A 24,929-nucleotide genomic window follows, 5' to 3' on the forward strand; every position below is an offset into this window, starting at 1 on the left:
AAAACTGCGGGACGGCCCGCATCCCCTTCAGGGGTTATGCCATGTTCGAAAAAGTCCTGATCGCCAACCGTGGCGCCATTGCCTGTCGCATCCTGCGTACCCTGCGCGAACTGCACGTCCAGGGCGTTGCCGTGTACTCCGAAGCCGATGCCGCCAGCCTGCACATCCTGCAAGCCGATGAGGCCCACAGCCTCGGCGAAGGTGCCGCCGCCGGCACGTATCTGGCGGTCGACAAAATCCTCGCCATCGCCAAATCCACGGGCGCCACGGCGATCCATCCCGGCTATGGCTTTCTGTCGGAAAACGCTGCGTTCGCCGAAGCCTGCGCAGCCGCCGACATCGCCTTCATCGGCCCGACGCCAGAGCAACTGCGGGTGTTCGGCCTCAAGCACACCGCCCGTGCACTGGCCAGACAACACGGCGTGCCGATGCTCGAAGGCACCGAACTGCTCGACAGCCTCGACGCCGCCCTGCTCGCCGGTGAACAGGTCGGCTACCCGGTGATGCTCAAAAGCACCGCCGGCGGTGGCGGCATCGGCATGCGGGTGTGCCGCAGTGCAGCCGAGTTGAGCGAGTCCTTCGAAGCGGTCAAACGCCTGGGGCAGAACAATTTCAGCGATGCCGGTGTGTTCATCGAGAAGTACATCCAGCGTGCCCGCCACTTGGAAGTGCAAGTGTTCGGCGATGGTTGTGGTGAAGTGATCGCCCTCGGTGTACGTGACTGCTCGGTACAGCGGCGCAACCAGAAAGTCCTCGAAGAAACCCCGGCACCGAACTTGCCGGACGGCATGGCCGATGAACTCTGTGCCGCCGCAATCAAACTGGCCAAAGCAGTGAGTTACCGCAGCGCCGGCACCGTGGAATTCGTCTTCGACAGCGACGCCCAACGCTTCTATTTCCTGGAAGTGAATACTCGCTTGCAGGTAGAGCATGGCGTCACTGAACAGGTGTGGGGCGTCGATCTGGTGCGTTGGATGGTGCAACTGGCGGCCGGTGATTTACCGCCGTTGAGCGAGCTGATGCGCGGCTTGAAACCTGAGGGTCACGCGATCCAGGCGCGGCTGTATGCGGAAGATCCGGGACGGGATTTCCAGCCGAGCCCGGGCTTGCTCACTGCGGTGGATTTCCCTTCGGCCAACGGCATACAACTGCGCATCGACACGTGGGTCGAGGCCGGGTGCGAGATCCCGCCCTACTTCGACCCGATGATCGCCAAGGTCATCAGTTGGGCGCCGACTCGCGAAGAAGCCCGTGCCGATTTGCATCAAGCCCTCGGCGAAAGCCAACTGTATGGCGTGGAGACCAACCGCGATTATCTGCGGCAGATTCTGCTCGATACCCCCTTCGCCAGCGGCCAGCCATGGACCCGTTGCCTGGAAGGCCTGGTTTATCAGGCCAACACTTTCGAAGTCATCAGCGCCGGCACCCAGACCAGTGTCCAGGACTATCCCGGCCGCCTCGGCTACTGGGCTGTCGGCGTACCGCCGTCGGGACCGATGGACAGTCGTGCATTGCGTCTGGGCAACCGCTTGCTGGGCAACGACGAAGGCGCGGCCGCACTGGAAATCACCATGACCGGGCCGCTGCTGCGCTTCAACTGCGAGGCGGTGATCGCCGTGACCGGGGCTGTGATTCCATTGGCGTTGAACGGCGAAAGCGTGCCGATGAACACGGCGTTGCTGATCCCCGCAGGGGCGACTTTGAGTCTCGGCATCATCGCCGGCGCCGGTGCCCGCAGCTACCTGTGCCTGCGCGGCGGCCTGCAAGTGCCGGATTACCTGGGCAGCAAAAGCACCTTCACCCTCGGCCAGTTCGGCGGCCATGGCGGTCGTGCGTTGCGTGCCGGCGACGTGCTGCATGTTCCGGCGCTGAGCGACTTCAGCGTCGGTCGGCAACTGACTGAGGAACTCGTCACCGCGTTGCCAGCCGTGCGACAGATCCGTGTGATCTACGGCCCCCACGGCGCCCCGGAATATTTCACCGAGAACTACATCGAGACCTTCTTCGCTACGCAGTGGGAAGTGCATTTCAATTCCAGCCGCACCGGCGTGCGCCTGATCGGGCCGAAGCCACAATGGGTGCGTGCCGACGGTGGCGAGGCGGGTCTGCACCCGTCGAACATTCACGACAATCCCTACGCCATCGGTGCGGTGGATTTCACCGGGGACATGCCGGTGATCCTCGGCCCGGATGGCCCGAGCCTCGGTGGGTTTGTTTGCCCGGTGACGGTGATCGAGGCCGATCTTTGGCAGTTGGGGCAATTGAAGGCTGGGGACAAGGTGCAGTTTCTACCCGTCGACCTCAAGACCGCCCGTCAATTGGCAACACAGAGCCTTTGTGGCGAGGGAGCAAGCTCGCTCGCCACAGGCCAAGTGCTCCCACAGGGTCTTGTGTCGCCAGTGGTGTTGGATCTTGGTCAGGACGATACCCGACTGGTCGCGCGTTTGTCGGGCGACACGCATTTGCTGCTTGAGATCGGCGCCCCCGAACTCGACCTCGTCCTGCGTTTCCGCGCCCACGCCTTGATGCAGGCGCTGGAAAGCCAAGACTTGCACGGTGTGATCGACCTGACACCCGGCATCCGTTCCCTGCAAATCCACTATCAACCCGAACAACTGCCGCTGTCCGACCTGCTCGGCATCGTCGCCGGTGAATGGGACGCGGTGTGCGCCGCCAAGGACCTGCAAGTGCCGTCACGCATCGTCCATCTGCCGCTGTCCTGGGACGACCCGGCGTGCCAGTTGGCGATCGAGAAGTACATGACCACCGTGCGCAAGGACGCGCCGTGGTGCCCGAGCAATCTGGAGTTCATCCGCCGTATCAACGACCTGCCGAACCTCGATGAAGTGCAACGCACGGTGTTCGACGCCAGCTATCTGGTGATGGGCCTGGGCGACGTTTACCTCGGCGCACCGGTCGCCACCCCGCTCGATCCGCGCCATCGCCTGGTTACCACCAAGTACAACCCGGCCCGTACCTGGACCGCGGAGAACTCGGTGGGTATCGGCGGCGCCTACATGTGCGTTTACGGCATGGAAGGCCCCGGTGGTTATCAGTTCGTCGGGCGCACGTTGCAGATGTGGAACCGCTACCGCGAGGTCGCCGCGTTCGACGGCAAACCGTGGCTGCTGCGCTTCTTCGACCAGATCCGTTTCTACCCGGTCAGCGCCGATGAATTGCTGCGCATTCGCCGGGATTTCCCTCTCGGGCGTTTCGATCTGAACATCGAGCACAGCCAGCTGAACCTGGCGGATTACCAGGCGTTTCTGGCACAGGAAGCCGAGACCATCAACGCTTTTCGCGACCAGCAACAAGCCGCCTTCAATGCCGAACGCGAGCGCTGGATCGCCAGCGGCCAGGCGCATTTCGATAGCGAGGAACTGGCCCCGCAAGTGGTCGAAGACGCACCGCTGGACGATGGCCAACTGAGCGTCGACAGCCACATCGCGGGCAACCTCTGGCAGGTTCAGGTGGAAACCGGCAGCCGTGTCGCAGCCGGCGATGTGCTGGTGATTCTGGAGTCGATGAAGATGGAAATCCCCCTGCTCGCCCCGATGGCCGGCGTGGTGCGCGAGATCCGCGTGCAACCGGGTTCGGCGGTGCGCGCCGGACAGCGCGTCGTGGTGCTGGCACTCGACTGAACCCATTTTGAAAAGGACGCACACCATGAACATCAATCTGCAACTCGACGCCCTGCGCAACGCCTACCGCGACGGCAGCACCACACCTCGGCAATTGCTGCTGAGCCTGCGGGACAAAGCCGCAGCGCTGAACCCGGACTACCACCTGTTCATCCACTTGCTGAGTGTCGAAGAACTGGAACCCTATCTAGCCGCGCTCGACGGTCGAGAAATCGACAGCCTGCCGCTGTACGGCGTGCCGTTCGCGATCAAAGACAATATTGATCTGGCGGGCGTTCCGACCACGGCGGCTTGCCCGGCCTTTGCCTACGTACCGCAACGTTCGGCCACTATCGTCGAACAACTGCTGGCGCTGGGCGCGGTGCCGCTGGGCAAGACCAATCTCGATCAATTCGCTACCGGCCTCAACGGCAGTCGTTCGCCCTATGGCGCGTGCCCGAACAGCGTGTTGCCGGAATATCCGTCGGGCGGTTCCAGTGCCGGTTCTTCGTTGGCAGTAGCGCTCGGTGTCGCGAGTTTTGCCTTGGGCACCGACACCGCAGGCTCCGGACGCGTCCCGGCGGCGCTGAACAATCTGGTCGGGATGAAAGCCACCAAGGGCCTGATCTCCACCGCCGGGGTAGTGCCGGCCTGTCGTACGCTGGACTGCGTGACCACGTTTACCGCGACCGCCCGCGAAGCCAGTCAGTTGCTGGCATTGACCGCCCGACTCGACCCAAGGGATGAGTACAGCCGCAGCAACCCGCTGTGGAATGACGGCTCGGCGTTTGGTGTCGTGCGTCCGTTCTGCTTTGGTGTGCCGCGGGCGCAAGACCTGGAGTTCTTCGGCTGCACCGAGGGGCCGGTGCTGTTCGCCGAGGCCATCGATCAGCTCAAGGCATTGGGCGGTGAAGCCGTTGAGCTCGACCTGTCGCCCTTCCTTGAAGCCGCGCGCCTGTTGTATGAAGGCCCCTGGGTGGCTGAGCGCTACAGCGTGGCCGGCGAGTTGATGGCGCAAAATCCCGAGGCCGTGTTGCCGGTGATCCGCGCCGTGCTGGCCAAGGCCCCGGCTGTCAGTGGCGTGCAAACCTTCCGCGCCCAATACCGTCTGCAAGCGTTGAAAGCCCTGTGCGACAAGGCGCTGGAAAATCTCGACTGCGTGATCACGCCAACCATCGGCCGCCCGGTCAAGCTGGCAGAACTCGCCGCCGAACCAGTCCAGCGTAATTCCGAATTGGGCTACTACACCAATTTCATGAACCTGTTGGACTACGCCGCTGTGGCCGTGCCCAGCGCTTTCATGGGCAACGGTTTGCCTTGGGGTGTGACGCTGTTTGGTCGGGCGTTTACCGATCAATACCTGTTGAGCGTGGCCGCTGGTTTGCAGCGCCAGCAGGGTTTGTCTGCCCCTGCTCCGACATCTGTGGCGCGCAATGATCGTGCGCGGCTGGTGGTCTGCGGTGCACACCTGGACGGGCTGGCGCTGAACTGGCAGCTCAAGCAGCGCGGCGCTCGATGGGTGGAAACGACAACCAGCTCACCCGACTATCAACTCTACGCCCTGGCCGGTGGCCCGCCGTTTCGTCCGGGCATGGTTCGGGTGAAGGAAGGTGGCGTGGCCATCGCCGTCGAAGTGTGGGAATTGCCGAGCAGTGAACTTGGCTCATTCCTGATCGGGATTCCCGCACCGCTGGGATTGGGCAAGGTGCAACTGGCGGATGGTCGCTGGGAGAGCGGGTTTATCTGCGAATCGTATGGACTGGAAGGGGCGGTGAATATCAGCCACCTGGGCGGCTGGCGTGCCTACCTGAAACCCTCGCCTGACTGATCATTCCCACGCTCTGCGTGGGAACGCTCCTGTGACGCTCCGCGTCACCGGGGCGAAGGGACGCGGAGCGTGGGAACGATCAAACCCTCCAACTGTGTGGGAACGACCATTCGCGGCGTACATGGAGCAGTTATTTTCGGCGACAGCCCTTAGAATGTCTGCCATCGGATTACTGACAATGGAATTGCCATGCCGCTCCGCTCGCCGCTGTATTCTCAACGCTGGTTGATACTCACGCTGATCGGGTTGCTGGGCGCAGGTTTCCTGGCCACGTCATTCCTCAGTTACTACGCCTCGCGGGCATCAATCCGCGACAACATCGTCAACACCGAACTGCCGCTGACTTCCGATACGGTGTACTCGGAAATCCAGAAAGACCTTGTCAGACCGATCCTGATTTCCTCGATGATGTCCCGTGACACCTTCATGCGCGACTGGGTGGTCAACGGTGAAAAAGACACCGATCAAATGACCCGTTATCTCAACGAGGTCATGACCCACTACGGCGCCTACACCGCGTTTTTCGTCTCCAACACCAGCCTGACTTACTACCACGCCAAAGGAGTGCTCAAGCAGGTCAAGGCCACCGAACCGCGAGATGCCTGGTATTTTCGGGTGCGTGACATGAAGGATCCCTACGAGATCAACGTCGACCCGGACCTCGCCAACAAGGACAACCTGACCGTCTTCATCAACTACAAAGTCTACGACTACAACAACCGTTTCATCGGTGCCGCCGGTGTCGGGCTCACGGTCGATGCAGTAATAAAACTGATCGACAAGTACCAACAGCATTATCAGCGCAGTGTGTACTTCGTCGACACCTTTGGGCGGCTGGTACTCACCGGTGCCGAAGGGGGTCCGCAAGGCGCCCAGGCCGGGCAGCCTCTGGGCGAACTTGAAAGCATGAAAAACCTGGTCAGCCAGTTGCCCAAGCCCCACAGCGGCAGCTACGAATATTCCGGCCAGGGCCAGGGCCATTTCCTCAACGTGCGGTTCATCCCGGAGCTGAACTGGTATTTGTTCGTCGACAAACTCGAAGACGGTGACCTCAGTGACATCCGTCGCTCGCTGTACCTCAACCTGCTGATTTGCCTGGTGGTCACCCTGAGCGTGCTGACCCTGCTCAACCGGGTGATCAAGCGCTATCAGAGCCGAATCCAGGCCCAGGCCACCCTAGACAGCCTGACCGAGTTGCCCAATCGACGAGGCTTCGATCTGCTGGCTGCACAAGCGATGCACGAAGCTCAGCGCGAACCGAAGCCGCTGACGACGTTGCTGCTGGATCTGGACCACTTCAAGGCACTGAACGACACCTACGGCCACCTTGCCGGCGATCAGGTGCTGATCGGCTTTGCGCGGGATCTGGAAAGCTGTCTGCGGCATTCCGACATTGTCTGCCGCTGGGGCGGTGAAGAATTCATCGTGATGCTCAAGGACACCGACGCTGAGACGGGTCTGAAAATCGCCGAGAAAATTCGCCGGCACGTGGAACAGCAACGTTATGCCTACAACGGCAACGTGCTGCATCTGACAGTCAGCATCGGCCTGACTACCCTGCAAGCCAACGACACCTTGCACACCCTGCTGTCGCGGGCCGATCATGCGATGTATCGGGCCAAACAAAGTGGCCGCAATCGAACCTGCGTGGAAAAGCCTCACCCCCGTTATGAACCAGCCTGATCTGTGCCCCGCTTGCGGCGCCCCCAACGACTGCACCCTGGCCGATCCGCGAACTGCCGATCGGGCGTGTTGGTGTTATGGCGTCAGTATCGACCCGGCGGTGCTCCAGGCACTGCCGGCCGAACTGCGCAACGCTTCATGCCTGTGCCCGCGCTGCGCTGAGGTCGAGGCGCAGTTGCAAGCAGCAGTGCGGCCGATCGAGTAAGATGCGCGGCCCTTTTCTTGCCGACTTTCAAACATGCGCGTCGACCGTTTCCTCAGCAACCTGTCGTGCTTCAACCGTAAGCAAGTGCGCCTGTTGCTGGTGGAAAAACGCGTGCGGGTCGACGGAAAAGTCGTCAGCGATCCACACAGTGAGGTCCGTGAATTCAGCCGCGTTGAAGTCGACAATGACGTACTGCAAGCCGGTAAACCGTTGCGTCACTTCATGCTGCACAAGCCTGCCGGTTGCGTCAGCGCCACCCGCGACTCGCAACACCCGACCGTTCTCGACCTGATCCACGAGCCGGACAAAGACGAGCTGCACATTGCCGGGCGCCTGGACTACAACACCACCGGCCTGATGCTGATCACCAACGACGGCAGCTGGTCACGACGCCTGACCCAACCGCAGACCAAACTGCCGAAGGTCTATTTCGTTGAAACCGAACAGGACATCGGCCCCGAATACGCAATCAAATTCCACGAAGGCCTGTACTTCGCCTTCGAAAACCTCACCACCCAACCCGCCGAACTGGAGCTGCTCGCACCAAAGTGCGCACGCTTGAGCATCGTCGAAGGCCGCTATCACCAAGTCAAGCGTATGTTCGGCCACTTCAACAACAAAGTGCTGCGCCTGCACCGCGAACGCATGGGCCCGCTGGCACTCGACACCTCGCTAAAACCGGGCGAATACCGCGCTTTAAGCGCCGAAGAGATCCAATCGATCTAAGCAGCCTACCGCTCAGCAGAAGTTGTCGAACAATTTACCAGCGGCACTTGCGCAAAGATGTGACCCCTGCTTGAATCAGGACGTCGGCCCGAATTGTGACCGACGAGTCACAACATACTTCTAAGAAACTTTTTGCCGGTAGGGACCCTTGGGTTCCGGCCTCACCCGGCAGACTGCCCGCCAATAACAATACCCGTCGACCGGACTGCACTGGATCGACATGGGCCTCCAAAATTCCAGGCATATGCCTACCTGTCACAAAGCTCGTGCAATCTCTTTTGCGCGCATACCCGCTTGCCAGGAGTCTTATGACATGAGGCCAGAAATCGCTGTGCTGGATATACAGGGTCAGTATCGGGTTTACACGGAGTTCTATCGCGCAGACGCCGCAGAGAAGACCATTATCTTGGTCAACGGCTCGATGGCCACGACTGCGTCGTTTGCACAAACCGTGAAAAACCTCCATCCGCAATTCAATGTGGTCTGCTACGACCAGCCCTACGCGGGCAAATCAAAAGCCCACAACCTGCATGAGAAATTGCTGACCAAGGAAGTCGAAGGGCAGATCCTCCTGGAGCTGATCGACCACTTCGCCGCCGAACACGTGCTGTCGTTTTCCTGGGGTGGCGCCGCGACCCTCGTCGCCCTCGCCCAACGGCCACGGCGCATCGAAAAAGCCGTGATCAGCTCGTTCTCGCCGGAGATCAACGCGCACATGCTCGACTACCTCGAGCGCGGCGTGGATTACCTCGGCAGCCGCGATGGCGACCGGGTCGGCAACCTGGTCAACAGCACCATCGGCAAACACCTGCCGACGTTGTTCAAGCGCTTCAACTACCGGCACGTCAGCAGCCTGGCCGATCACGAATACGGGCAGATGCATTTCCACATCAGCGATCTGTTGCACAGCGACCGCCAGTGCTTTTTCAAAGCGGCAGAGAAAATCAATGTGCCGGTGCTGTTCATGAACGGCGAATGGGACGAATACACCGCCGCCGATGGCGCCCGGTTGTTCGCCAACCACGTGCAACACGCCACCTTCACCACCCTTGAGGCCACCGGCCACTTTCTCGACATGGAACACAAAGCTGCCTGCCGAGACAGCCGCAACGCACTGATTGGGTTCCTGAAGCCGGCGCAGCACGAAAGCCGACCGCGTTACCACTACGTCCAGGACCACCATGCATTGGCCATCTGAAACAGCGTCATCGCGAGCAAGCCCGGTTCCGCAGGAACGAGGCTTGCCCGCGAATGACCGTCTCAGGTCCTTGTAGTGTTTCACCTGCGCTAAAGCCGTATCGCGCAAAGAAAAACTTCATTTCCACACGCACATCTGGTACAAAGTCACCGCTCTGAGCGGGTGTCGTATAATGGCATTACTCCAGCTTCCCAAGCTGATAACGAGGGTTCGATTCCCTTCACCCGCTCCAATCGAATTTTTGGTCTCACGTTGAGAGGGTTTTGACGGGGGATGTAGAGACGGAAAAAACCGGTCCTTTGTGACCGGTTTTTTTGTGGACGCGATTTGGTTCGATTTTCCATAGACGGAAAATTAGCGTTTTTGCGCAAGATCTAAGTTTTGTTAACGTTTTTTTTGTCTTCTAAACGGATTTGGTCCGGAAATCAGAGATTGCATCTCTTTAAAGCGACGACTACCATCTCCCAAAACGGGAGGAAATGCAGTGCGTGTGATTGCGAAAGGGACATTGCGCGAGTTCTGGGAAAGCAGCTCAGCTTATGCTGACTCCGAAACACCACTGGTTGAATGGTATCGGCACATGGAAAAGGCCGTTTACAGCACGCCGCAAGAAGTCAAAGCGGAGCTGAGGACAGCAAGCATCCTCAAAGGTGGCAGGGTTGTATTCAACATCGGCGGAAATAAGTACCGGGTGATCATGGCAATTGATTACCAGCGTCAACTCGGTTTCATACGATTCGTTGGCACCCACGCCCAGTACGATCAGATCAATGCGGAGACCGTATGATGAACATTAAACCCATTCGCAGCCAAGAGGACCTGACCGCGGCATTTGCCCGCGTTGAGCAGCTATGGGGCGCGGAAGTAGGCTCGTCCGATGGCGATGAGCTGGAAATTCTTGCGCTGCTCATCGAAAAGTACGAAGACGAGCATTACCCGATGCCGCCTTCCGATCCAATTGAGGCGATAAAATTTCGCATGGATCAGCAAGGCCTGACGCCTCGTGATCTGGAACCCTTCATCGGTACGAGCGGACGCGTGTCGGAAGTGCTGAATCGCAAGCGTAAACTGAGCCTGTCGATGATCAAGCGCCTTCATGACGGGTTGCGAATCCCTTATGAAAGTCTGCTTGCAGGTGTTGCGTGACAGGGGATGCAGCGCTCAAAACCGGTCCAAATGGCCGGTTTTTTTGTCTCTGGTTTCCCTGCGAGCGTGCCCGCAGTAAATCCTCGCAATACACAAAACACTTAAACCCAGCGTTGCATAATTCCCTTCCCGCAATGGCCTCTTAGACTCACCCTGTCGCCACACCGCCGAACCAGGAAGATTTGGTGGTTATAGTGTTGATTACTTCTTTTCAGTAGGTATAGCAACCACAAACACACCACAGGTAGGTGTTGTGAATAGCAGATTTTTGATAGGTCAGCTCGTTGCGGATGGCTGCTATCTGGTACGGATCAGGGGCAGTCATCATCACTTCAAGCGCCCGATCAAGCCGGGGTTGGTGACGGTTCCTCATGCGAAGAAAGATCTGCTCAAGAAAACGGCCATCAGTATTTTGCAACAGGCGCTGCTTTGATCGAACGGTAGGCGCCGAGTCCTCGGAGGACACTGAACATGCTTTACCCAATTGCCATCTCAATGGGCAACGACGAACACGCGTGGGGCGTTGAAGTCCCCGACATTCCGGGCTGTTTTTCCGCCGGGGAAGATCTGGATGACGCGATGGCGATGGCACGCGAAGCCATCGAAGGTCATTTCGACATACTCGCCGAAGACGGTTCACCCATTCCGCCCGCCAATAAAGTGACCTTGCATGCAGCCGATCCGAAATACGCGGGGTGTGCGTGGGCGCTGGTGGATATTGACGTGACCAAGTACCTGGGCAAGGCACAGAAGCTGAACATCACTCTGCCAGGTTATCTGCTCAACCGGATTGATGAATACGTGCTGCACCATCCGGAAGAGAAAAGCCGTTCGGGGTTTCTGGCGTCGGCAGCGCTCAAGGTGTTGCAGCAGGGCTGAGCTTGTTTCAGCGATGTATCGACCGGCCCTAAGGGCCGTTTTTTTTATGGGCGGGAGTTGCTGAAATCGTGCTTTGAGCAGGCGCTTGGCCGTCTGTTTTGCAGATAAAGCAACGTCCTACAATAGTCTGGGAAATGTCCGTACACTTGCGCATTGCTGTGCCTTTGTCATGAGACCTATAGTCGGTGCGCGCTCAAATGGCGTATCGGGTTTGGCGACTCGATGCAATGGCATAGAAACCTCCGAGGCTTACTCGGAGCGTTTCTTACCGCACTTGGCTGCCTTTTTTTCGGTAGCTGTGCGTGGGAGACCTTCGGGTCTGCCGGTTTGCCATTGTCCGGTTCGCCAACCCGCGTACAGCTACCACCCTTTTGTTTGGCGACGACAGAGTGGTAGGTCTTCCACCTACAATTGGTAATCACTCATGAACGAATTTATGGCTTTAACCAGCAACGCCGACGACCTCCCCACCTTTTACGTCAATACCACCCAACCCTTGCACTCCCTGCTCAGCAGTGCCCGTTATCGAATCGGCGCTGTAACTCAGGTTCTCGAAAACCTCGCAATGCGCGGTGAGATCAGCACCGACTCAGTCATCCTCAGCGATTTCGCATTGTTGTGCTGCATACCTTTGCGCGATGGCTGCGATGTGTTGGATGTCATTGCCCGTCGAATGGATGCAGAACCCTCCTGATTGCATAATGGCCCTGTGCAGGAGCCGGCTCGCTGGCGATAGCATCTTCACGATCGCCATCGCTGGCAAGCCAGCTCCCACAGGTATTGTGCAGACCGGCTCCTACGAAGAGCGATTCAAGCACCGATGATGATGTTGGTTCCGTGCAGCGCTGAAAGCCGCCCGTATATTTTGCGTAAGGATCTTCGTGCGCCAGTAAAGAAGGCGTAGCAAGGCGTTGAGACCGTAAATGGATGTCTTATCCTCTGGGCTCACCCTTCGCATCGAGATCAGCATGGAAAGTTCAGAGTTGGGGATCATGATCATTTCAATGATCGGGTTGTTCGGCTTTGCTTCATTTGTTTTTGAATACTTGAGCGCCAGGCGCTCAAGGAAAAGCAAACCGCAGTGATTTTCTCAGCGGTCAAAAATAGGGACAGATGACTCATCTGTCCCTATTTCGCTTCAGCGCGTCGCCACCATGAACAACCGTGGAAACGGCAACAGCACCGATCCGTCGCTCAACGCCGGGTAGGCCTTTTCGATAGCTGTCTGATATTGCTTGAGGTATTGCGCCCGCTCGGCCTCATTCAGCGGCTCGAGAAACGGCCGCAAACCGCTGCCCTTGAACCACTCGACGACGCCCGAGGCGCCGCCCGCGAGTGGATGATGGTAGGTGGTGCGCCACACATCGACGCGGGTGCAGCAGGCTTTCAGTATCGAGTAGTAACCGCTTGCACTTTCAATGTCGGTTCGCTGGCCGGCGGCGTTCGCCAATTTGCCTGTCCATGGCCCATCAGCAGCCACTTCGCGCATCAAGCGGTGAGAGTGCTCATTGATATTGTCCGGCATCTGGATTGCCAGGCTGCCACCGGGTGCAAGTTTATTCACCAGCGAAGGCAGCAACGTGGCGTGATCAGGCACCCACTGCAGCACCGCGTTGGCGAAGATCACATCGAACGGCCCGTTGTCGTTCCAGGTGTCGATGTCGGCAACATCAAACCGCACGTTGGGCAGGCGCTTGCGTGCGGCCTCGATCATGTCGGCCGAACTGTCCAGCCCTCGCACCGTGGCACCGGCGAAGCGCTCCACCAGCAACTCGGTCGAGTTGCCCGGGCCGCAGCCGATATCGATGGCCGAACGCACGTCCCCGGCGGGAATCGCCGCCAGCAGGTCACGGGCCGGACGGGTGCGTTCATCTTCAAAAGCGACGTATTGTTTGGCGGACCAACTCATTGCGTTCTCCTGTCGGTGCGTTGTCATGATCAGAGTCGACAACCGGTTAGCTACGATACCGCGATGCGCGCTGCCAGTGGATGCAGAACTACGTTTTTCCAGTTGTACGTCAACCCCGGCCGAATTTTCATCTGCCCCCCGATGTCTGAATTTCAGGTTCATCCTTAATAAGGAAACACGGCCATGAAATTCGCAAAAATCGCGCAGAAACTCGCCCTGTGGGCCGGTAGCCCCACCACGTTCCTGGGAGCGATCATTCTGATTTTTTTGTGGGCGGTGAGCGGTCCGTTTTTTGGTTACAACGACACCTGGCAACTGGTCATCAATACCTCGACCACCATCATTACGTTCCTGATGGTGTTCCTGATCCAGAACACGCAGAACCGTGACACCGACATTTTGCATCTGAAGGTCGACGAGTTGCTGCGGGTGACGAAGGAAGCGCAGAACGCGATGCTCGGGCTCGAAGCACTGGACCTCAAGGAACTGGAGGCGCTGAGAAAGCGCTATCGCAGCCTCGGCGAGGGGCAGACCATTGAACTGGAAGGCACGGTTGTCGAAGAAAAGGGCAAGTCTGGTTTGAAGGACTGCTGAAATGCGCAGGCGACCGATGTCGCCTGCGCAATACCAAAAGCTAGCGGCTGGCTTGCAGCGCCCTGGCCATTTGCAGATGGTTCTGCAGTTTGGGCAGGGTTTCTTCGGCGAATGCCTTTATTTGTGGCACGTCGGTGGTTTGCGCCGTTTGCTCAAGTTGCTCGATGGCTTCCTGAGTGGTCTTCACCTGGCTCGCCGCGTAGGCCTCATCGAACGTTTCGCCATCCATCACTTGCGGCATCAGGGCCTTGGCCTTTTCCACCACTTCTTCACGGGGAGCCACAGGCAGATCCAGCTGTTTGGCGATCTTCGCCAGGTGCTGATTGGCGGTGGTGCGGTCGTTGATCACGACGATGGTGTAATCCTTGACCTCTTTGGATTCGGATTTCTGGTGCGCCAGGCGGCTGGCTTCGATTTCTGCCACGCCTTTGGCCGAGGTATCGTTGATGAATTCGGTGGGTGTCTGGGCGAAGGCGCCAGTGGCACACAGGCCCAGTAACACGGCAAAACCGCTGTTGCGTAATCGGGTGGCCATCCGGTTCATGGTCGCGCCCTCCTCTTAAAATTCAAACGGGAGCTTTCGCTCCCGCTTCTCAATCAAAACTACCAACATCCATTACTTGGATTTCTGTGCGGGCTTACGACCCATGTCGGGTTTAGGCTCTTTGTCGACAGTCGTGGTGGTAGTTTTCCCACCTTTGCGACCGGCTTCAGACGCCTTCGTTCGATCGTTGGAGAAGTTTCCCGAGTTCGAGTTTCTTGAGTTAGGCATGATTCTCTACCTCTTGGTAATGATCGCGGCGAGCTGTAGCCCGCATAGAATCTGAATTTTCGCGATGCAAAAGGTTTAGAAAATCTGGAATCGCCACGACGAACGGTGAGATTTTTTCAGACGAGCCGCAGGTGATGTTCACGCTTGGCGGTGTACATCGCTTCGTCGGCATGCCGGAACAACTGCTTTTCTTCCGTACCATGTTCTGGGTATTGCGCCACCCCGATGCTTGGCTGGATGCTCAGGCTGTGGCCGTCCAGACGCAACGGCGCGGCCAGCACCTGACGGATTTTCCCGGCCACGCAGTCGGCATCGCCTGAGGCGTGGATGCTGTGCAGCAACACCACGAATTCGTCACCGCCAATGCGCGCCACGGTATCGGTTTCGCGCACGCAGCCCTTGAGTCGATTGGCCACGGTTTGCAGGAGCATGTCGCCCACCGCATGGCCGTGGGTGTCGTTGACCTGTTTGAATCGGTCGAGGTCGACATACAGCAGCGCCATGCGTCCGCAATCTGCGCGGGCCGCTTCGATTGACAGCTTTAACCGGTCACGCAGCAATTCGCGGTTAGGCAGTTGGGTCAATTGATCATATTGGGCCATGCGTTGCAGGCGTGCGTGCAATTGTTTGCGCTCGATCGCCGTCGCGACCTGGGCGCAGACGTACTGCAACAGCTCTTTATCCTGCTCGGTATAGCGCTCGCCACCGGGGATGCTTTTGACGATCAGTGCGCCGATGGTGCCGTTTTGCGAGTTCAGCGGCACACCCAGCCAGCACGGAGAATTCTGCCCGGTCACCAGTAATTCGAACCCTTCGGGTGGATTATCCTGGCCTGGGGTCAGCAGGATCGGCATGCCGCTGCGAATGACCTCGGCGCACAGACGCCCGGTCATTGTGCCGGGCTGTTCGGGTTGGGGTTCGTGATCGTCGACGTGATACGGGAAATTCAACTGCGCGCAATGCTCGTCATACAATGCCACGGAAAAGTTCAGCGCTGGCAACCATTCACCAATGATCAGGTGGATGCGTTTGAACAACGCCAGCAGGTCTTCCGCCGCATGGGCCGCTTCCGAAATCGCGTACAGCGCCGCTTGCCGGGACTCCGCCTGCTTGCGCTCGGTAATGTCGCGGGCCACGGCGATGCGCAACTGATCGACCTCCGACCAACGCGCCGACCAAAGAATGTGCACCACCTGGCCGTCCTTGCGCAGGTAGCGGTTTTCGAAATTGAGCTTGGGCTCGCCGCCCATGATTTCGCGTGCAGCGTCCAGGGTTCGCTGGCGATCGGCCGGGTGCACCAGATCGATCATCGACTGGCCGATCAGTTCGTCAGGGCTATAGCCGAAAATGCGCTCGCAGGCGGCACTGACAAAAACGAAGCGACCCTGTTTGTCGACCGCGCAAACGGCGTCCAGCAAGAGATCGATGTAGCTCGCCATCGGAGCGGAATTTCTGGAGGTCATGGTGCCGAGCGCGTGTCCGAACAATGCAACAATATGAAAACCATCCCGTACGTGTGCGACTGATGCATCCCGGCGATCAGCGTCAAGCCTTGTTCGCCACCAGCCCCGGCAGCGCATGAGCCAAGGCGTTGATGGCAAAACCGATGAACATCACCCCGCACAATCGGGTGATCGCCAATTCATGCCGTTGATACAACGTGCGTACCCGCTGCGCCCCGACGATGCCGATGAGGATAGCGTAAGCGACAAGGCCGCCGACGAAACTCAGGAAAATCAGCCAGGGCAACATCGACCAGGTCAGCAACTCGGCGCGGCTCGACAACAATGCCGTGAACGTGGCTACCGCTACCGGGTAGGCCTTGGGGTTGGTCAGGCCGAACAGGATGCCATGCCAGAACGGCTGACGCGCCGGGCCTTGCGGCGCTTGGGCACTTTGGCGGCGCACTCGTACTGCACGCCAGCCAAGCCAGAACAGATAGAGACCGCTGAGCACGCCCAGTACGTCAAACGCGGTGCTGCCGACTTCTCGCGCCCCGACAATCGCCACCAACGCGGTGCTGCACCAGATCACATCGCCCAGCAAATGCCCGCAAAGAAACCCCGCCCCTGCCCGTCGCCCATGCGCCGCGCCGATGCCAAACACAGCCAGTACGCCGGGCCCCGGAGTGATGCCGTAAATGAATCCCGAGGCGAGAACAGCCATCAGCAACGAGGGGGTCATGGGAAGTCCCTTTGAACTTTCTGGTGAATGGGCGCCAGTCTATATCAGGTCATTGCCTGTCGACCGAAACATCTCGACAGACGAACGGGATGGCAGCGTCCACAGGATGGCGGTGTAGTATGTTGTATTACAAACCACTACATCGAGACCATCATGTCCGTTATGTCTCTGCGCGTACCAGACGATATCGCCGATACGCTCGCCAGTCTTTCCAAAGCAACGGGACGCAGCAAATCCTTTTTGGCGGTCAACGCATTGCGTGAATACCTGGCCCGTGAAGCGTGGCAAATCGAGGAGATTCAGAACGCTTTGAAAGAAGCCGATGAAGGTGACTTCGCGACCCAAGAAGAAGTGGACGCTATCGCTGGTAAGTGGACGGCCAATGCGCGTTGAGTGGTTGCGTACGGCATTAAAGAATCTCGATGACGAAGCAGCGTACATCGCTATCGAGAATCCTGAGGCAGCAGCAGATTTTGTTCAGGCGATTATCGCCAGCGTGGATCACCTTGCCCGATTTCCAGCGACAGGTCGTGAGGGACGTTTACCCGGTACCAGAGAATGGGTGGTGCCTGATCGCCCTTATTTGATTCCCTACCGGGTTCGCCAAGGTCGGCTTCAGGTACTACGCGCTTTTCACACGCGCCGACTTCCACCTTCAAGTTAGTGAAGTCTGAATCGCAGCCTTCGGCAGCGCCTACAAGGATGCGTGGTCCTTGTGGGCTGCCGTAGCCTGCGAATCGTCAGATCTTGTCGAGCGTACGCAGCTTCTGCGGCAGCCCCCACATCAGCAGCGCCACGGCGATCAGCGCACAAACTCCAATCACATACAACGCCGGTGTGGTGCTGCCGGTCAGGTCCTTGATGCGTCCAACCATCACCGGGCTGACAATGCCGCCAAACTGACCCAGGGTGTTAATCACCGCAATCCCGCCCGCAGCTCCCGCGCCCGCACCAGCCAGCAATTTCGGTGGCAGGGTCCAGAAGCTTGGGATGGAAGCGATGATCCCGGCGCCGAGCAGGCCCAGCGCAACGATCAGGAAAGTCGTGTGGTTGGCGAAGATTCCCGCACAGAAGAAGCCGACTGCGCCCACCGCTACCAGACCCGCGACAAATTTGCGGCGCTCGCCTGAAGCATCAGACAAACGCCCAATCACCACCATGCTGATCGCACCGCAGATGTACGGTATCGCGGTCAGCAGACCAATCATCACCGGGCTCTCGGTCCCTGCGCTGCGGATCAGTTGAGGCGCCCAGAAGTTCAGGCCATAGGACGCCACTTGAATCAGGAAGTAGATCAGGCCGAGGGTCAGGAAGCCCGGAATCCGCAGCGCCGCGAGCAGCGAGCCGCCGCTCTTATGCGGTTCATGGTGAGCGATGCGACTGGCCAGCAGTGTCTTTTCCGACGGTGTCAGCCAATGGGCGTCTTCGATGCGGTCCTTGAGCAAGGTCAGTACCAACAGCCCGAGACCAATGCATGGCACGCCGCCGAGCAGGAACAACCAGTGCCAGCCACGCATTTCAAGAAAACCATCCAGGTGTTGCAACACCAGTCCGGAGAACGGTGCACCGACCAGACCGGCAAACGCCGACGCCAGGAACAACATCGACGTGATGCGACCACGATAGTGCTGGGGGAACCACAACGTCAGGTAATACAGCACACCCGGCGCAAATCCGGCCTCCATCGCACCGATCAGGAATCGCAGGACGTAAAACTGCCATTCGCTGTTGACGAACACCATCAATGCGGTGGCCAGGCCCCAGGACATCATGATCCGGGCGATCCAGCGCCGGGCGCCGACCTTGTACAACATCATGTTGCTCGGCACTTCGAAAATCACGTAACCGACCACGAACAACCCGGCGCCGAGGCCATACGCGGTATCGCTCAGGCTCAGATCGGCCTGTAGCTGGAACTTGGCGAAGCTGATGTTGATGCGATCGAAAAAAGCGAACAGATAGCAGACCATGATCAGCGGCATCAGGCGCCAGGCGACCTTGCTGACCAGGGCTTTTTCTTCATCGTGGGTAACGGCCGGGCTCGCGCCGGCCTCCAGTGCATTAAGGCTCATTGTTTTCTCCAGGCGGACTTCCCTTGGGTGTCCGATTGTTTTTGTTGTCTGGTTGGTTTTTACAGGTCACGCGTCATCAGGGGACTGGATGCAAATCGCAATTGCGTCCAGCCTTGGCCAGCTGGCCTGGCACTTCATGGCCCAGCAGTGCCGGCAATCCTCGGGAAAGCTTCAGCAACAACGGCAGATCGATACCGGTTGGAATCCCGACTTCATCGCACAGGTTGACCAGGTCCTCGGTGCAAATATTGCCCGACGCACCCGGCGCGAACGGACAGCCGCCGAGCCCGCCAAGTGCCGCGTCGAAACGTCGGGCACCCGCCTCGTAGGCGGCCAGCACGTTGCACAGGCCAAGGCCTCGGGTGTTATGAAAATGCAGGGTCAAATCCGCCGGCGATACCTGCTGCTGCACCCTGCGCACCAAGCGCTCGACCTGGCGCGGATTGGCCATGCCGGTGGTGTCGGCCAGGGTGATGCCCTGGATGCCGAGCTCCTGATAGGCCTCGACGATCTGCAGCACCCGGTCTTCATCGATCTTGCCTTCGAACGGGCAGCCGAACGTGGTAGCGATGCTGGCGTTGAGTCGCACCTTGGAGCCCTGCACGAAGTGCACAATCTCGCCGAACGCGGCCAAAGAGTCTTCGCAGCGCATGCGCATGTTCGCCAGGTTATGAGTCTGGCTGGCGGACATCACCAGGTTCAGTTCATCGGCAGTGCAGGCCAGTGCCCGTTGCGCGCCCTTCAGGTTGGGGATCAACGCGACGTAGATCACCCCCGGTTGGCGAGTGATGCCCTTGAACACCTGCTCACCATCGCGCAATGCGGGAATGGCCTTGGGCGACACGAACGAACCGGCCTCGATACGGCTGAATCCGGCTAGCGACAGTTGATCGATCAGGGCAATTTTGTCGATGGTTTCAACCCAGGTCGGCTCGATCTGCAAGCCGTCGCGCGGGGACACTTCCTGAACGATGAGGCGCTCGGAATAATCAGTGATCATTGCACCACTCCTTCAGTTTTCAGGCGTTTGATGTCCGCTTCGGTCAGGCCCAATTGCGCGAGGATGCAGTCGGTATGCTGACCCAGACCGGGGCCGGACCAGTTCACGCCGCCAGGGGTTTGCGAGAGTTTCGGCACGATGCCCGGCATCTTCACCGTGGCGCCACCCGGCAGTTCGGCGTTGAGCAGCATGTTCCGCGCCTGGTAGTGCGGATCGGCAACAATATCGGCCACTGAGTAGATGCGCCCGGCCGGGACTTCGGCGGCTTCCAGCGCGGCCAGAACGTCGTCGATCGGCAGGCTGCTGGTCCAGTGAGTGATCGCTGCGTCGAGCAGATTGCTTTGGGCCGCACGCCCGTCGTTGTGGGCAAACTCGGGGGCGTCGGCCAGATCGTGGCGGCCGATGGTTTGCATCAGGCGCTTGTAGATGGGATCGCTGTTGCCGGCGATCACCACATAGGCGCCATCGGCCGTGAGGTAGGTGTTGGAAGGCGCGATGCCGGGCAAGGCACCGCCACTGCGCTCACGCACGTGGCCGAGCATGTCGTACTCGGGCACCAGGCTTTCCATGACGTTGAACACGCTTTCGGCCAGCGACACATCGACGATTTGCCCGCCGCCCTGCCCGGTCTTGACTCGCAGCAACGACATCAGCGCGCCGATCACCGCATGCAGCGACGCCAGGGAATCGCCGAGGCTCACGCCGACGCGCGCCGGCGGGGAATCCGGGTTGCCGGTGGTGTAGCGAATCCCACCCATGGCCTCGCCGATGGCGCCGAAACCCGGACGGTCGCGGTACGGGCCGGTCTGGCCGTAGCCAGAGATCCGCACCAGGGTCAGGTTCGGGTTGAGGGCATGCAGCACGTCCCAACCGAGACCGAGTTTTTCCAGCGCGCCGGGGCGCAGGTTTTCGATCAGCACGTCGGCGCTGGTCGCCAGTTGCTTGACCAGTTCGATGCCTTCGGGGGATTTCAGGTTCAGCGCCAGGGATTTCTTGTTGCGTGATTGCAGATACCACCACAACGAAGTGCCTTCGTGCAGCTTGCGCCATTTGCGCAAGGGATCACCCTGGCCCATGGCTTCGATCTTGATCACTTCGGCGCCGAACTCGGCGAGCATGCGCGCGGCGAACGGCGCGGCGATCAGCGTGCCGATCTCGATCACTTTGATTGCACTCAAGGGGGCAGTCATCGCGGGTACCTCTTGTTCTTGGAATATGGGCCAAGGCTAGAGGACGACGGGGCCTGCAATCCAACCTTCAGTTGGCAACGGGCGTTCGCGAAATGCGAACGCTTCTGAATTTTTCGCGACCTCAAGGCCGCCATCGCGGGCAAGCCTGGCTCCTACATGGATTACGCTAGGCCTGTAGGATCGAGGCTTGCCCGCGAAGGGCCGGTACCTTCAACGCAGAACGATCAGACCTGACCACGCAAGTGTTCGAACAACATCCGGCTGACCGGCGACAGTGACGCCTCATCCCGCACCACCAGAATCAACGCCCGATCCGACCATTCATCCGTCAACGGCACCGCGTGTAACCCCAACGCTCGACCAAACAATTCATAGGCTCGCTGTGGCAGGATGCCGATGCCCATGTTGGCTTGCACCATGCGACACACCGCATCGAACCCCGGTACATGAATGCGGATGCGCAAGACTTTGCCAGCCTGCCTCGCGGCGGCGTGGGTGCGCATGTTGATCGAACTGGCGGCATGCAGGCCGACGTAATCGGAATCCAGGGTTTGCGCAAACGGCACCGATTCGCGTGATGCCAACGTGTGCTCGGGCAGCATCACCACCACCAGTTTGTCCTGACGGTACAACACGCTGTGCAGGCCTTTGATGTCGCTGTCGATGGAACAGATCCCGAGGTCCGCCACACCATCCAGAACCCCCTGAATCACCCCGGCGCTGGGACGTTCTTCGAGATCGGTCTTGACCTGCGGGTGCCGCTCGGAAAAATCCCGCAAGTCTTCCGGCAGAAACTGAATGATCGCCGACAGGTTGGCGAGCATCCGCACATAACCGCGCACCCCGTGGCTGTGCTCACCCAGTTCCAGGCCCATTTTCTCGACGTTGAACAGCATTTGCCGCGCATGATGCAGCAAGGTTTCACCGGCCGCCGTCAGCGTCATGCCCTTGGCCTGGCGCACGAATAGACTGATGCCCAGCGCCTCCTCCAACTCCATCAAGCGCTTGCTCGCCGCCGACACCGCAATCGCTTCGCGCGCGGCAGCACGGGTGAGCGTGCCCTCTTCATGTACAGCGACAAACAGTTGCAGGGTGATCAGGTCGAGGCGGCGGATCAGGCTTTTTTGCAGCATTGGGCACTCGGCAAAGTCGGCTCAGGCGAAGGCGCAGCATAACGTCCTTCGTCCGGGCTGTGCCGGGGATGCAGCGCGCGACGAAAAATCTCCCCGCCCGGCATGATAAAGTCGCCGCCCATCAGCCCCTTTTGCCGTGAGTCGAAAAAACGCAATGACCGATTTCCTGGATGTCGATGCCCAACTTGAAGACTGGAACGCCTTGCGCACGAGCGCTGCGTTCAGCGGCCTGCTGGTGGGCAACGGTGCCAGCCGCGCGGTGTGGGATGATTTCGGCTATGAGTCGCTGTTTGAAAACGCTCGCACAGTGGAAGAAAAACCGCTGAGCCCATCCGAGCTGAGCGTGTTCGATGCCATGCACACCCGCAGCTTCGAGCAGGTGCTGAGCGCGCTGAAAACCACCAGCCGGGTCAACAAGGCCCTGGCCGTCAGCTCCGCCGCGCCGCGCAATCGTTACTACGCGATCAAGGAAGCGCTGATCAACACCGTGCATGCCGCGCACATTCCGTGGCGGTTGGTCCAGGCATCGACGCTGGCGACGATCAACCAGGAACTGAGCACCTGGCGCACGGTGTTCACCACCAATTACGACCTGCTCAACTACTGGGCGGTGCAACACCTGCCCGAGACGATCACCGATCTGTTCCAGGGTGCCGAACCCGCCTTCGACCTCAGCACCACCGCCACCGATAAAACCCGCTTGCTGTACCTGCACGGCGGTCTGCACCTGGTGCGTAACCAGGACGGCACAGCGCGCAAGTTGATGTCGACCGAGGGCACGTTGCTGGGCAATTTCGCCATCAACAACACGATCAAGACCCTCGACGACGTACCGCTGTTCGTCAACGAAGGGCCGAGCGCGGACAAACTCAAGACCATCCGCAGCTCCGATTACCTGTCGTTCTGCTACGAGCAGCTACTCGGCCATGGCGATGGTTTGTGCATTTTCGGGCATGCGCTGGGCGAGCAGGACAAACACATCATCCATGCCTTGCGCCTGGCCAAACCGCAGGTGCTGGCGATTTCGATCTATCCGCGCAGCAAGGCGTTCATCCAGCATCAGAAGCGGCATTACGCGAAGGTGTTCGAGGGGACGGGGATTGAGTTGCGGTTTTTTGATTCGAAGACCCATGCGCTGGGTAGCCCGAAGTTGGCCGTACCCGTTGAGGTCTGAGGCAAACGCCTGACCTGTGGCGAGGGAGCTTGCTCCCGCTCAGCTGCGCAGCAGTCGTAATCCTGCCCCTGCATGTTCTTTAAAAAATGCAGGGGGCCGCTTCGCAGCCCAGCGGGAGCAAGCTCCCTCGCCACCAAAACCGACCCACTCAGTCTTCAGCGCTATGCACCACTACCAGCAACTGCGCCTGCACCTCGCCCACCGAGCGAATCCGGTGCGGTTTCTGTGAGTTGAAGTGCAGTGCATCGCCTCGATTGAGCAGCACGCGTTCGCTGACGAAATCCACTTCCACCTGCCCTTCGTGGACGAACAGGAACTCCTCGCCCAAGTGTTCCTTGAAGGCCTTGTCGATGAACTCGGTCGGCGGGTAAATGATGAACGGTAGCAGGCTGCGTTCACTGACCTGATGGGCCAGCACCGCATAGCCCGGGTTGTCCTCGCTGGAACCCAACGGTTGCCGCTCGTGGCTGCGCACCAGGCTGTAGCTGTCGACACTGACCTTGTCCTCCGAGAACAACTCCTCGACCTTCACGTTTAGCGCCTTGGCCAGTTTCAACGCAGCCGCAATCGACGGCGTGTTCAACCCGCGTTCGACCTTCGACAGATAACTCTTGGTCATGCCGGATTTTTCCGCCAATTCCTCAAGGGTTACGCCAAGTTTTTTTCTCAATAATTTCAAACGGATAGACATGTGGAGCGATTAATCCATCAAGAAGGTGACGAATTGTCCTTGCTCATGACACAAAGTGTCATATAGCATCTTTCGTGTCATCTGCATGACTCAGCCAAAGAGGACACCGATATGGCCAAGACATTAGCACTGCCCAAAGATCAACTGGTCAAGCAAGCGCTTAACCAGATGCAAAACACGTTGGCGGATAATACGTGGACCGACCGGCAAAAGCTGGCCCTGACCTGCCGCATTCTGTTCGAGAATGGCCACGACTCGGGTCTGGCCGGGCAAATCACCGCCCGCGGCCCACAACCTGGCACTTACTACACTCAACAACTGGGCCTGGGTTTCGACGAAATCACCGCGGGCAACCTGCTGCTGGTCAACGAAGACCTGGAAGTGCTCGAAGGCCACGGCATGCCGAATCCGGCCAATCGGTTCCACAGTTGGGTATACCGCGCACGACCGGATGTGAACTGCATCATTCACACCCATCCGACCCATATCGCCGCGTTATCGATGCTGGAAGTGCCGCTGCAGATTTCCCACATGGACCTCTGCCCGCTCTACGACGACTGCGCGTTCCTCGAAGGTTGGCCCGGCGTGCCGGTAGGCAACGAAGAAGGTGACCTGATTGCCGGCGCACTCGGCGACAAACGGGCGATTCTGCTTTCTCACCACGGCCAGTTGTCCACCGGCACCACCATCGAGGAGGCCTGTGTGATCGCACAATTGATCGAACGCGCCGCCAAACTGCAATTGCTGGCAATGAGCGCCGGGACCATCAAGCCGATCATTCCGGAACTGGGTCGCGAAGCCCACGACTGGATCGCCCGGCCCAAGCGCCATGCCGCTGCTTTCAACTACTACGCCCGGCAGAACCTGCGCCAACACGCCGATTGCCTGAACTGACACCCCTGCCCTTTTACAACGGAGCGACACC

26 protein-coding genes and 1 tRNA gene are annotated in these 24,929 nt (G+C 59.2%); 17 read left to right on the top strand and 10 right to left on the bottom strand.

All coding sequences use genetic code 11. The annotated features are described in order from the left end of the window. Positions 1-41 precede the first annotated feature (41 nt). From uca to ASD60_RS22285, 12 genes are all read left to right on the top strand, one after another. Positions 42-3,641, top strand: a complete 3,600-nt coding sequence (gene uca / locus ASD60_RS22230; protein ID WP_056856040.1) for an urea carboxylase — start codon at positions 42-44, stop codon at positions 3,639-3,641. Between the two features lie 25 nt (positions 3,642-3,666). Beyond that, positions 3,667-5,448, top strand: coding sequence for an allophanate hydrolase (gene atzF / locus ASD60_RS22235; protein ID WP_056856041.1), 1,782 nt, complete (start codon positions 3,667-3,669; stop codon positions 5,446-5,448). A 189-nt stretch (positions 5,449-5,637) separates the two neighbouring features. Next, the gene (locus ASD60_RS22240; RefSeq protein WP_056856042.1) at positions 5,638-7,131 is read left to right on the top strand and encodes a sensor domain-containing diguanylate cyclase; all 1,494 of its coding nucleotides are present in this window, start codon (positions 5,638-5,640) and stop codon (positions 7,129-7,131) included. Further along, positions 7,118-7,336 carry a cysteine-rich CWC family protein gene (locus tag ASD60_RS22245; RefSeq protein WP_056856043.1) on the top strand — a complete coding sequence of 73 codons (219 nt, stop codon included), beginning with the start codon at positions 7,118-7,120 and terminating at the stop codon, positions 7,334-7,336. Before ASD60_RS22240 ends, ASD60_RS22245 begins: the two co-directional genes overlap by 14 nt. A 33-nt stretch (positions 7,337-7,369) precedes the next feature. Further along, positions 7,370-8,062 (top strand): pseudouridine synthase, encoded by a 693-nt coding sequence (locus tag ASD60_RS22250; RefSeq protein ID WP_056856044.1) that lies wholly within the window; start codon positions 7,370-7,372, stop codon positions 8,060-8,062. Positions 8,063-8,375: 313 nt separating this feature from the next. Further along, positions 8,376-9,260, top strand: a complete 885-nt coding sequence (locus ASD60_RS22255; RefSeq protein ID WP_056856045.1) for an alpha/beta fold hydrolase — start codon at positions 8,376-8,378, stop codon at positions 9,258-9,260. A 158-nt stretch (positions 9,261-9,418) separates the two neighbouring features. After that, a tRNA-Gly gene (locus tag ASD60_RS22260) sits at positions 9,419-9,492 on the top strand. 252 nt (positions 9,493-9,744) lie between these two features. Next, positions 9,745-10,047 carry a type II toxin-antitoxin system HigB family toxin gene (locus ASD60_RS22265; protein ID WP_056856046.1) on the top strand — a complete coding sequence of 101 codons (303 nt, stop codon included), beginning with the start codon at positions 9,745-9,747 and terminating at the stop codon, positions 10,045-10,047. Continuing rightward, a complete protein-coding gene (locus tag ASD60_RS22270) occupies positions 10,047-10,406 on the top strand; it encodes a helix-turn-helix domain-containing protein (protein WP_056856047.1) in 360 nt (119 codons plus the stop codon). Before ASD60_RS22265 ends, ASD60_RS22270 begins: the two co-directional genes overlap by 1 nt. Positions 10,407-10,659: 253 nt before the next feature. Further along, positions 10,660-10,839, top strand: a complete 180-nt coding sequence (locus ASD60_RS22275; protein ID WP_056856048.1) for a type II toxin-antitoxin system HicA family toxin — start codon at positions 10,660-10,662, stop codon at positions 10,837-10,839. Between the two features lie 38 nt (positions 10,840-10,877). Further along, positions 10,878-11,285 (top strand): type II toxin-antitoxin system HicB family antitoxin, encoded by a 408-nt coding sequence (locus ASD60_RS22280; RefSeq protein WP_056856049.1) that lies wholly within the window; start codon positions 10,878-10,880, stop codon positions 11,283-11,285. Positions 11,286-11,709: 424 nt separating this feature from the next. After that, positions 11,710-11,979 carry a hypothetical protein gene (locus tag ASD60_RS22285; protein WP_056856050.1) on the top strand — a complete coding sequence of 90 codons (270 nt, stop codon included), beginning with the start codon at positions 11,710-11,712 and terminating at the stop codon, positions 11,977-11,979. 444 nt (positions 11,980-12,423) lie between these two features. Here the strand turns inward: ASD60_RS22285 and tam are convergent, their stop codons facing one another. Next, positions 12,424-13,194: a trans-aconitate 2-methyltransferase gene (gene tam, locus ASD60_RS22290; RefSeq protein ID WP_056856051.1), complete on the bottom strand. Its 771-nt coding sequence runs from the start codon at positions 13,192-13,194 to the stop codon at positions 12,424-12,426. Positions 13,195-13,377: 183 nt separating this feature from the next. On the opposite strand from tam, the gene ASD60_RS22295 reads away from it, so the two are divergent. Next, positions 13,378-13,788, top strand: a complete 411-nt coding sequence (locus ASD60_RS22295) for a low affinity iron permease family protein (protein ID WP_056856052.1) — start codon at positions 13,378-13,380, stop codon at positions 13,786-13,788. 40 nt (positions 13,789-13,828) lie between these two features. Here the strand turns inward: ASD60_RS22295 and ASD60_RS22300 are convergent, their stop codons facing one another. From ASD60_RS22300 to ASD60_RS22310, 4 genes are all read right to left on the bottom strand, one after another. Then, the gene (locus ASD60_RS22300) at positions 13,829-14,332 is read right to left on the bottom strand and encodes a DUF4142 domain-containing protein (RefSeq protein WP_056856053.1); all 504 of its coding nucleotides are present in this window, start codon (positions 14,330-14,332) and stop codon (positions 13,829-13,831) included. A gap of 72 nt (positions 14,333-14,404) precedes the next feature. Then, positions 14,405-14,560 carry a KGG domain-containing protein gene (locus ASD60_RS28515; RefSeq protein ID WP_082557648.1) on the bottom strand — a complete coding sequence of 52 codons (156 nt, stop codon included), beginning with the start codon at positions 14,558-14,560 and terminating at the stop codon, positions 14,405-14,407. A 116-nt stretch (positions 14,561-14,676) separates the two neighbouring features. Beyond that, a complete protein-coding gene (locus ASD60_RS22305) occupies positions 14,677-16,023 on the bottom strand; it encodes a sensor domain-containing protein (RefSeq protein ID WP_056856054.1) in 1,347 nt (448 codons plus the stop codon). A gap of 82 nt (positions 16,024-16,105) precedes the next feature. Further along, positions 16,106-16,744, bottom strand: a complete 639-nt coding sequence (locus ASD60_RS22310) for a LysE family translocator (protein ID WP_056856055.1) — start codon at positions 16,742-16,744, stop codon at positions 16,106-16,108. Between the two features lie 153 nt (positions 16,745-16,897). On the opposite strand from ASD60_RS22310, the gene ASD60_RS22315 reads away from it, so the two are divergent. Then, positions 16,898-17,137, top strand: a complete 240-nt coding sequence (locus ASD60_RS22315) for a CopG family ribbon-helix-helix protein (protein WP_056856056.1) — start codon at positions 16,898-16,900, stop codon at positions 17,135-17,137. After that, the gene (locus ASD60_RS28520) at positions 17,127-17,408 is read left to right on the top strand and encodes a type II toxin-antitoxin system RelE/ParE family toxin (protein ID WP_082557649.1); all 282 of its coding nucleotides are present in this window, start codon (positions 17,127-17,129) and stop codon (positions 17,406-17,408) included. The genes ASD60_RS22315 and ASD60_RS28520 overlap by 11 nt, the downstream gene beginning before the upstream one ends. A gap of 76 nt (positions 17,409-17,484) precedes the next feature. Here ASD60_RS28520 and ASD60_RS22320 read toward each other — a convergent pair whose 3' ends face one another. The 4 genes from ASD60_RS22320 to ASD60_RS22335 form a co-directional block, all read right to left on the bottom strand. Continuing rightward, the gene (locus ASD60_RS22320; RefSeq protein WP_056856057.1) at positions 17,485-18,816 is read right to left on the bottom strand and encodes an MFS transporter; all 1,332 of its coding nucleotides are present in this window, start codon (positions 18,814-18,816) and stop codon (positions 17,485-17,487) included. Positions 18,817-18,892: 76 nt separating this feature from the next. Then, on the bottom strand, positions 18,893-19,816 hold the full coding sequence (locus ASD60_RS22325) for a hydroxymethylglutaryl-CoA lyase (RefSeq protein WP_056856058.1): 924 nt from the start codon (positions 19,814-19,816) through the stop codon (positions 18,893-18,895). Then, the gene (locus ASD60_RS22330; protein WP_056856059.1) at positions 19,813-21,006 is read right to left on the bottom strand and encodes a CaiB/BaiF CoA transferase family protein; all 1,194 of its coding nucleotides are present in this window, start codon (positions 21,004-21,006) and stop codon (positions 19,813-19,815) included. Before ASD60_RS22330 ends, ASD60_RS22325 begins: the two co-directional genes overlap by 4 nt. A 224-nt stretch (positions 21,007-21,230) precedes the next feature. Continuing rightward, positions 21,231-22,139, bottom strand: coding sequence for a LysR family transcriptional regulator (locus tag ASD60_RS22335; protein ID WP_056856060.1), 909 nt, complete (start codon positions 22,137-22,139; stop codon positions 21,231-21,233). Positions 22,140-22,293: 154 nt separating this feature from the next. Here ASD60_RS22335 and ASD60_RS22340 point away from each other — a divergent pair, with 154 nt between their 5' ends. Then, complete coding sequence (locus tag ASD60_RS22340) at positions 22,294-23,313, top strand: DUF4917 family protein (RefSeq protein WP_056856061.1); 1,020 nt, start codon at positions 22,294-22,296, stop codon at positions 23,311-23,313. A 148-nt stretch (positions 23,314-23,461) separates the two neighbouring features. Here ASD60_RS22340 and ASD60_RS22345 read toward each other — a convergent pair whose 3' ends face one another. After that, entirely contained in the window at positions 23,462-24,004 is a 543-nt protein-coding gene (locus tag ASD60_RS22345) for a helix-turn-helix domain-containing protein (RefSeq protein ID WP_056856062.1), read from the bottom strand. 111 nt (positions 24,005-24,115) lie between these two features. Between ASD60_RS22345 and ASD60_RS22350 the strand changes: the two genes are divergently transcribed. After that, positions 24,116-24,898: an aldolase gene (locus ASD60_RS22350; protein WP_056856063.1), complete on the top strand. Its 783-nt coding sequence runs from the start codon at positions 24,116-24,118 to the stop codon at positions 24,896-24,898. Positions 24,899-24,929 lie beyond the last annotated feature (31 nt).

It is taken from the genome of Pseudomonas sp. Root562 (assembly GCF_001427125.1).
Classification (GTDB): domain Bacteria; phylum Pseudomonadota; class Gammaproteobacteria; order Pseudomonadales; family Pseudomonadaceae; genus Aquipseudomonas.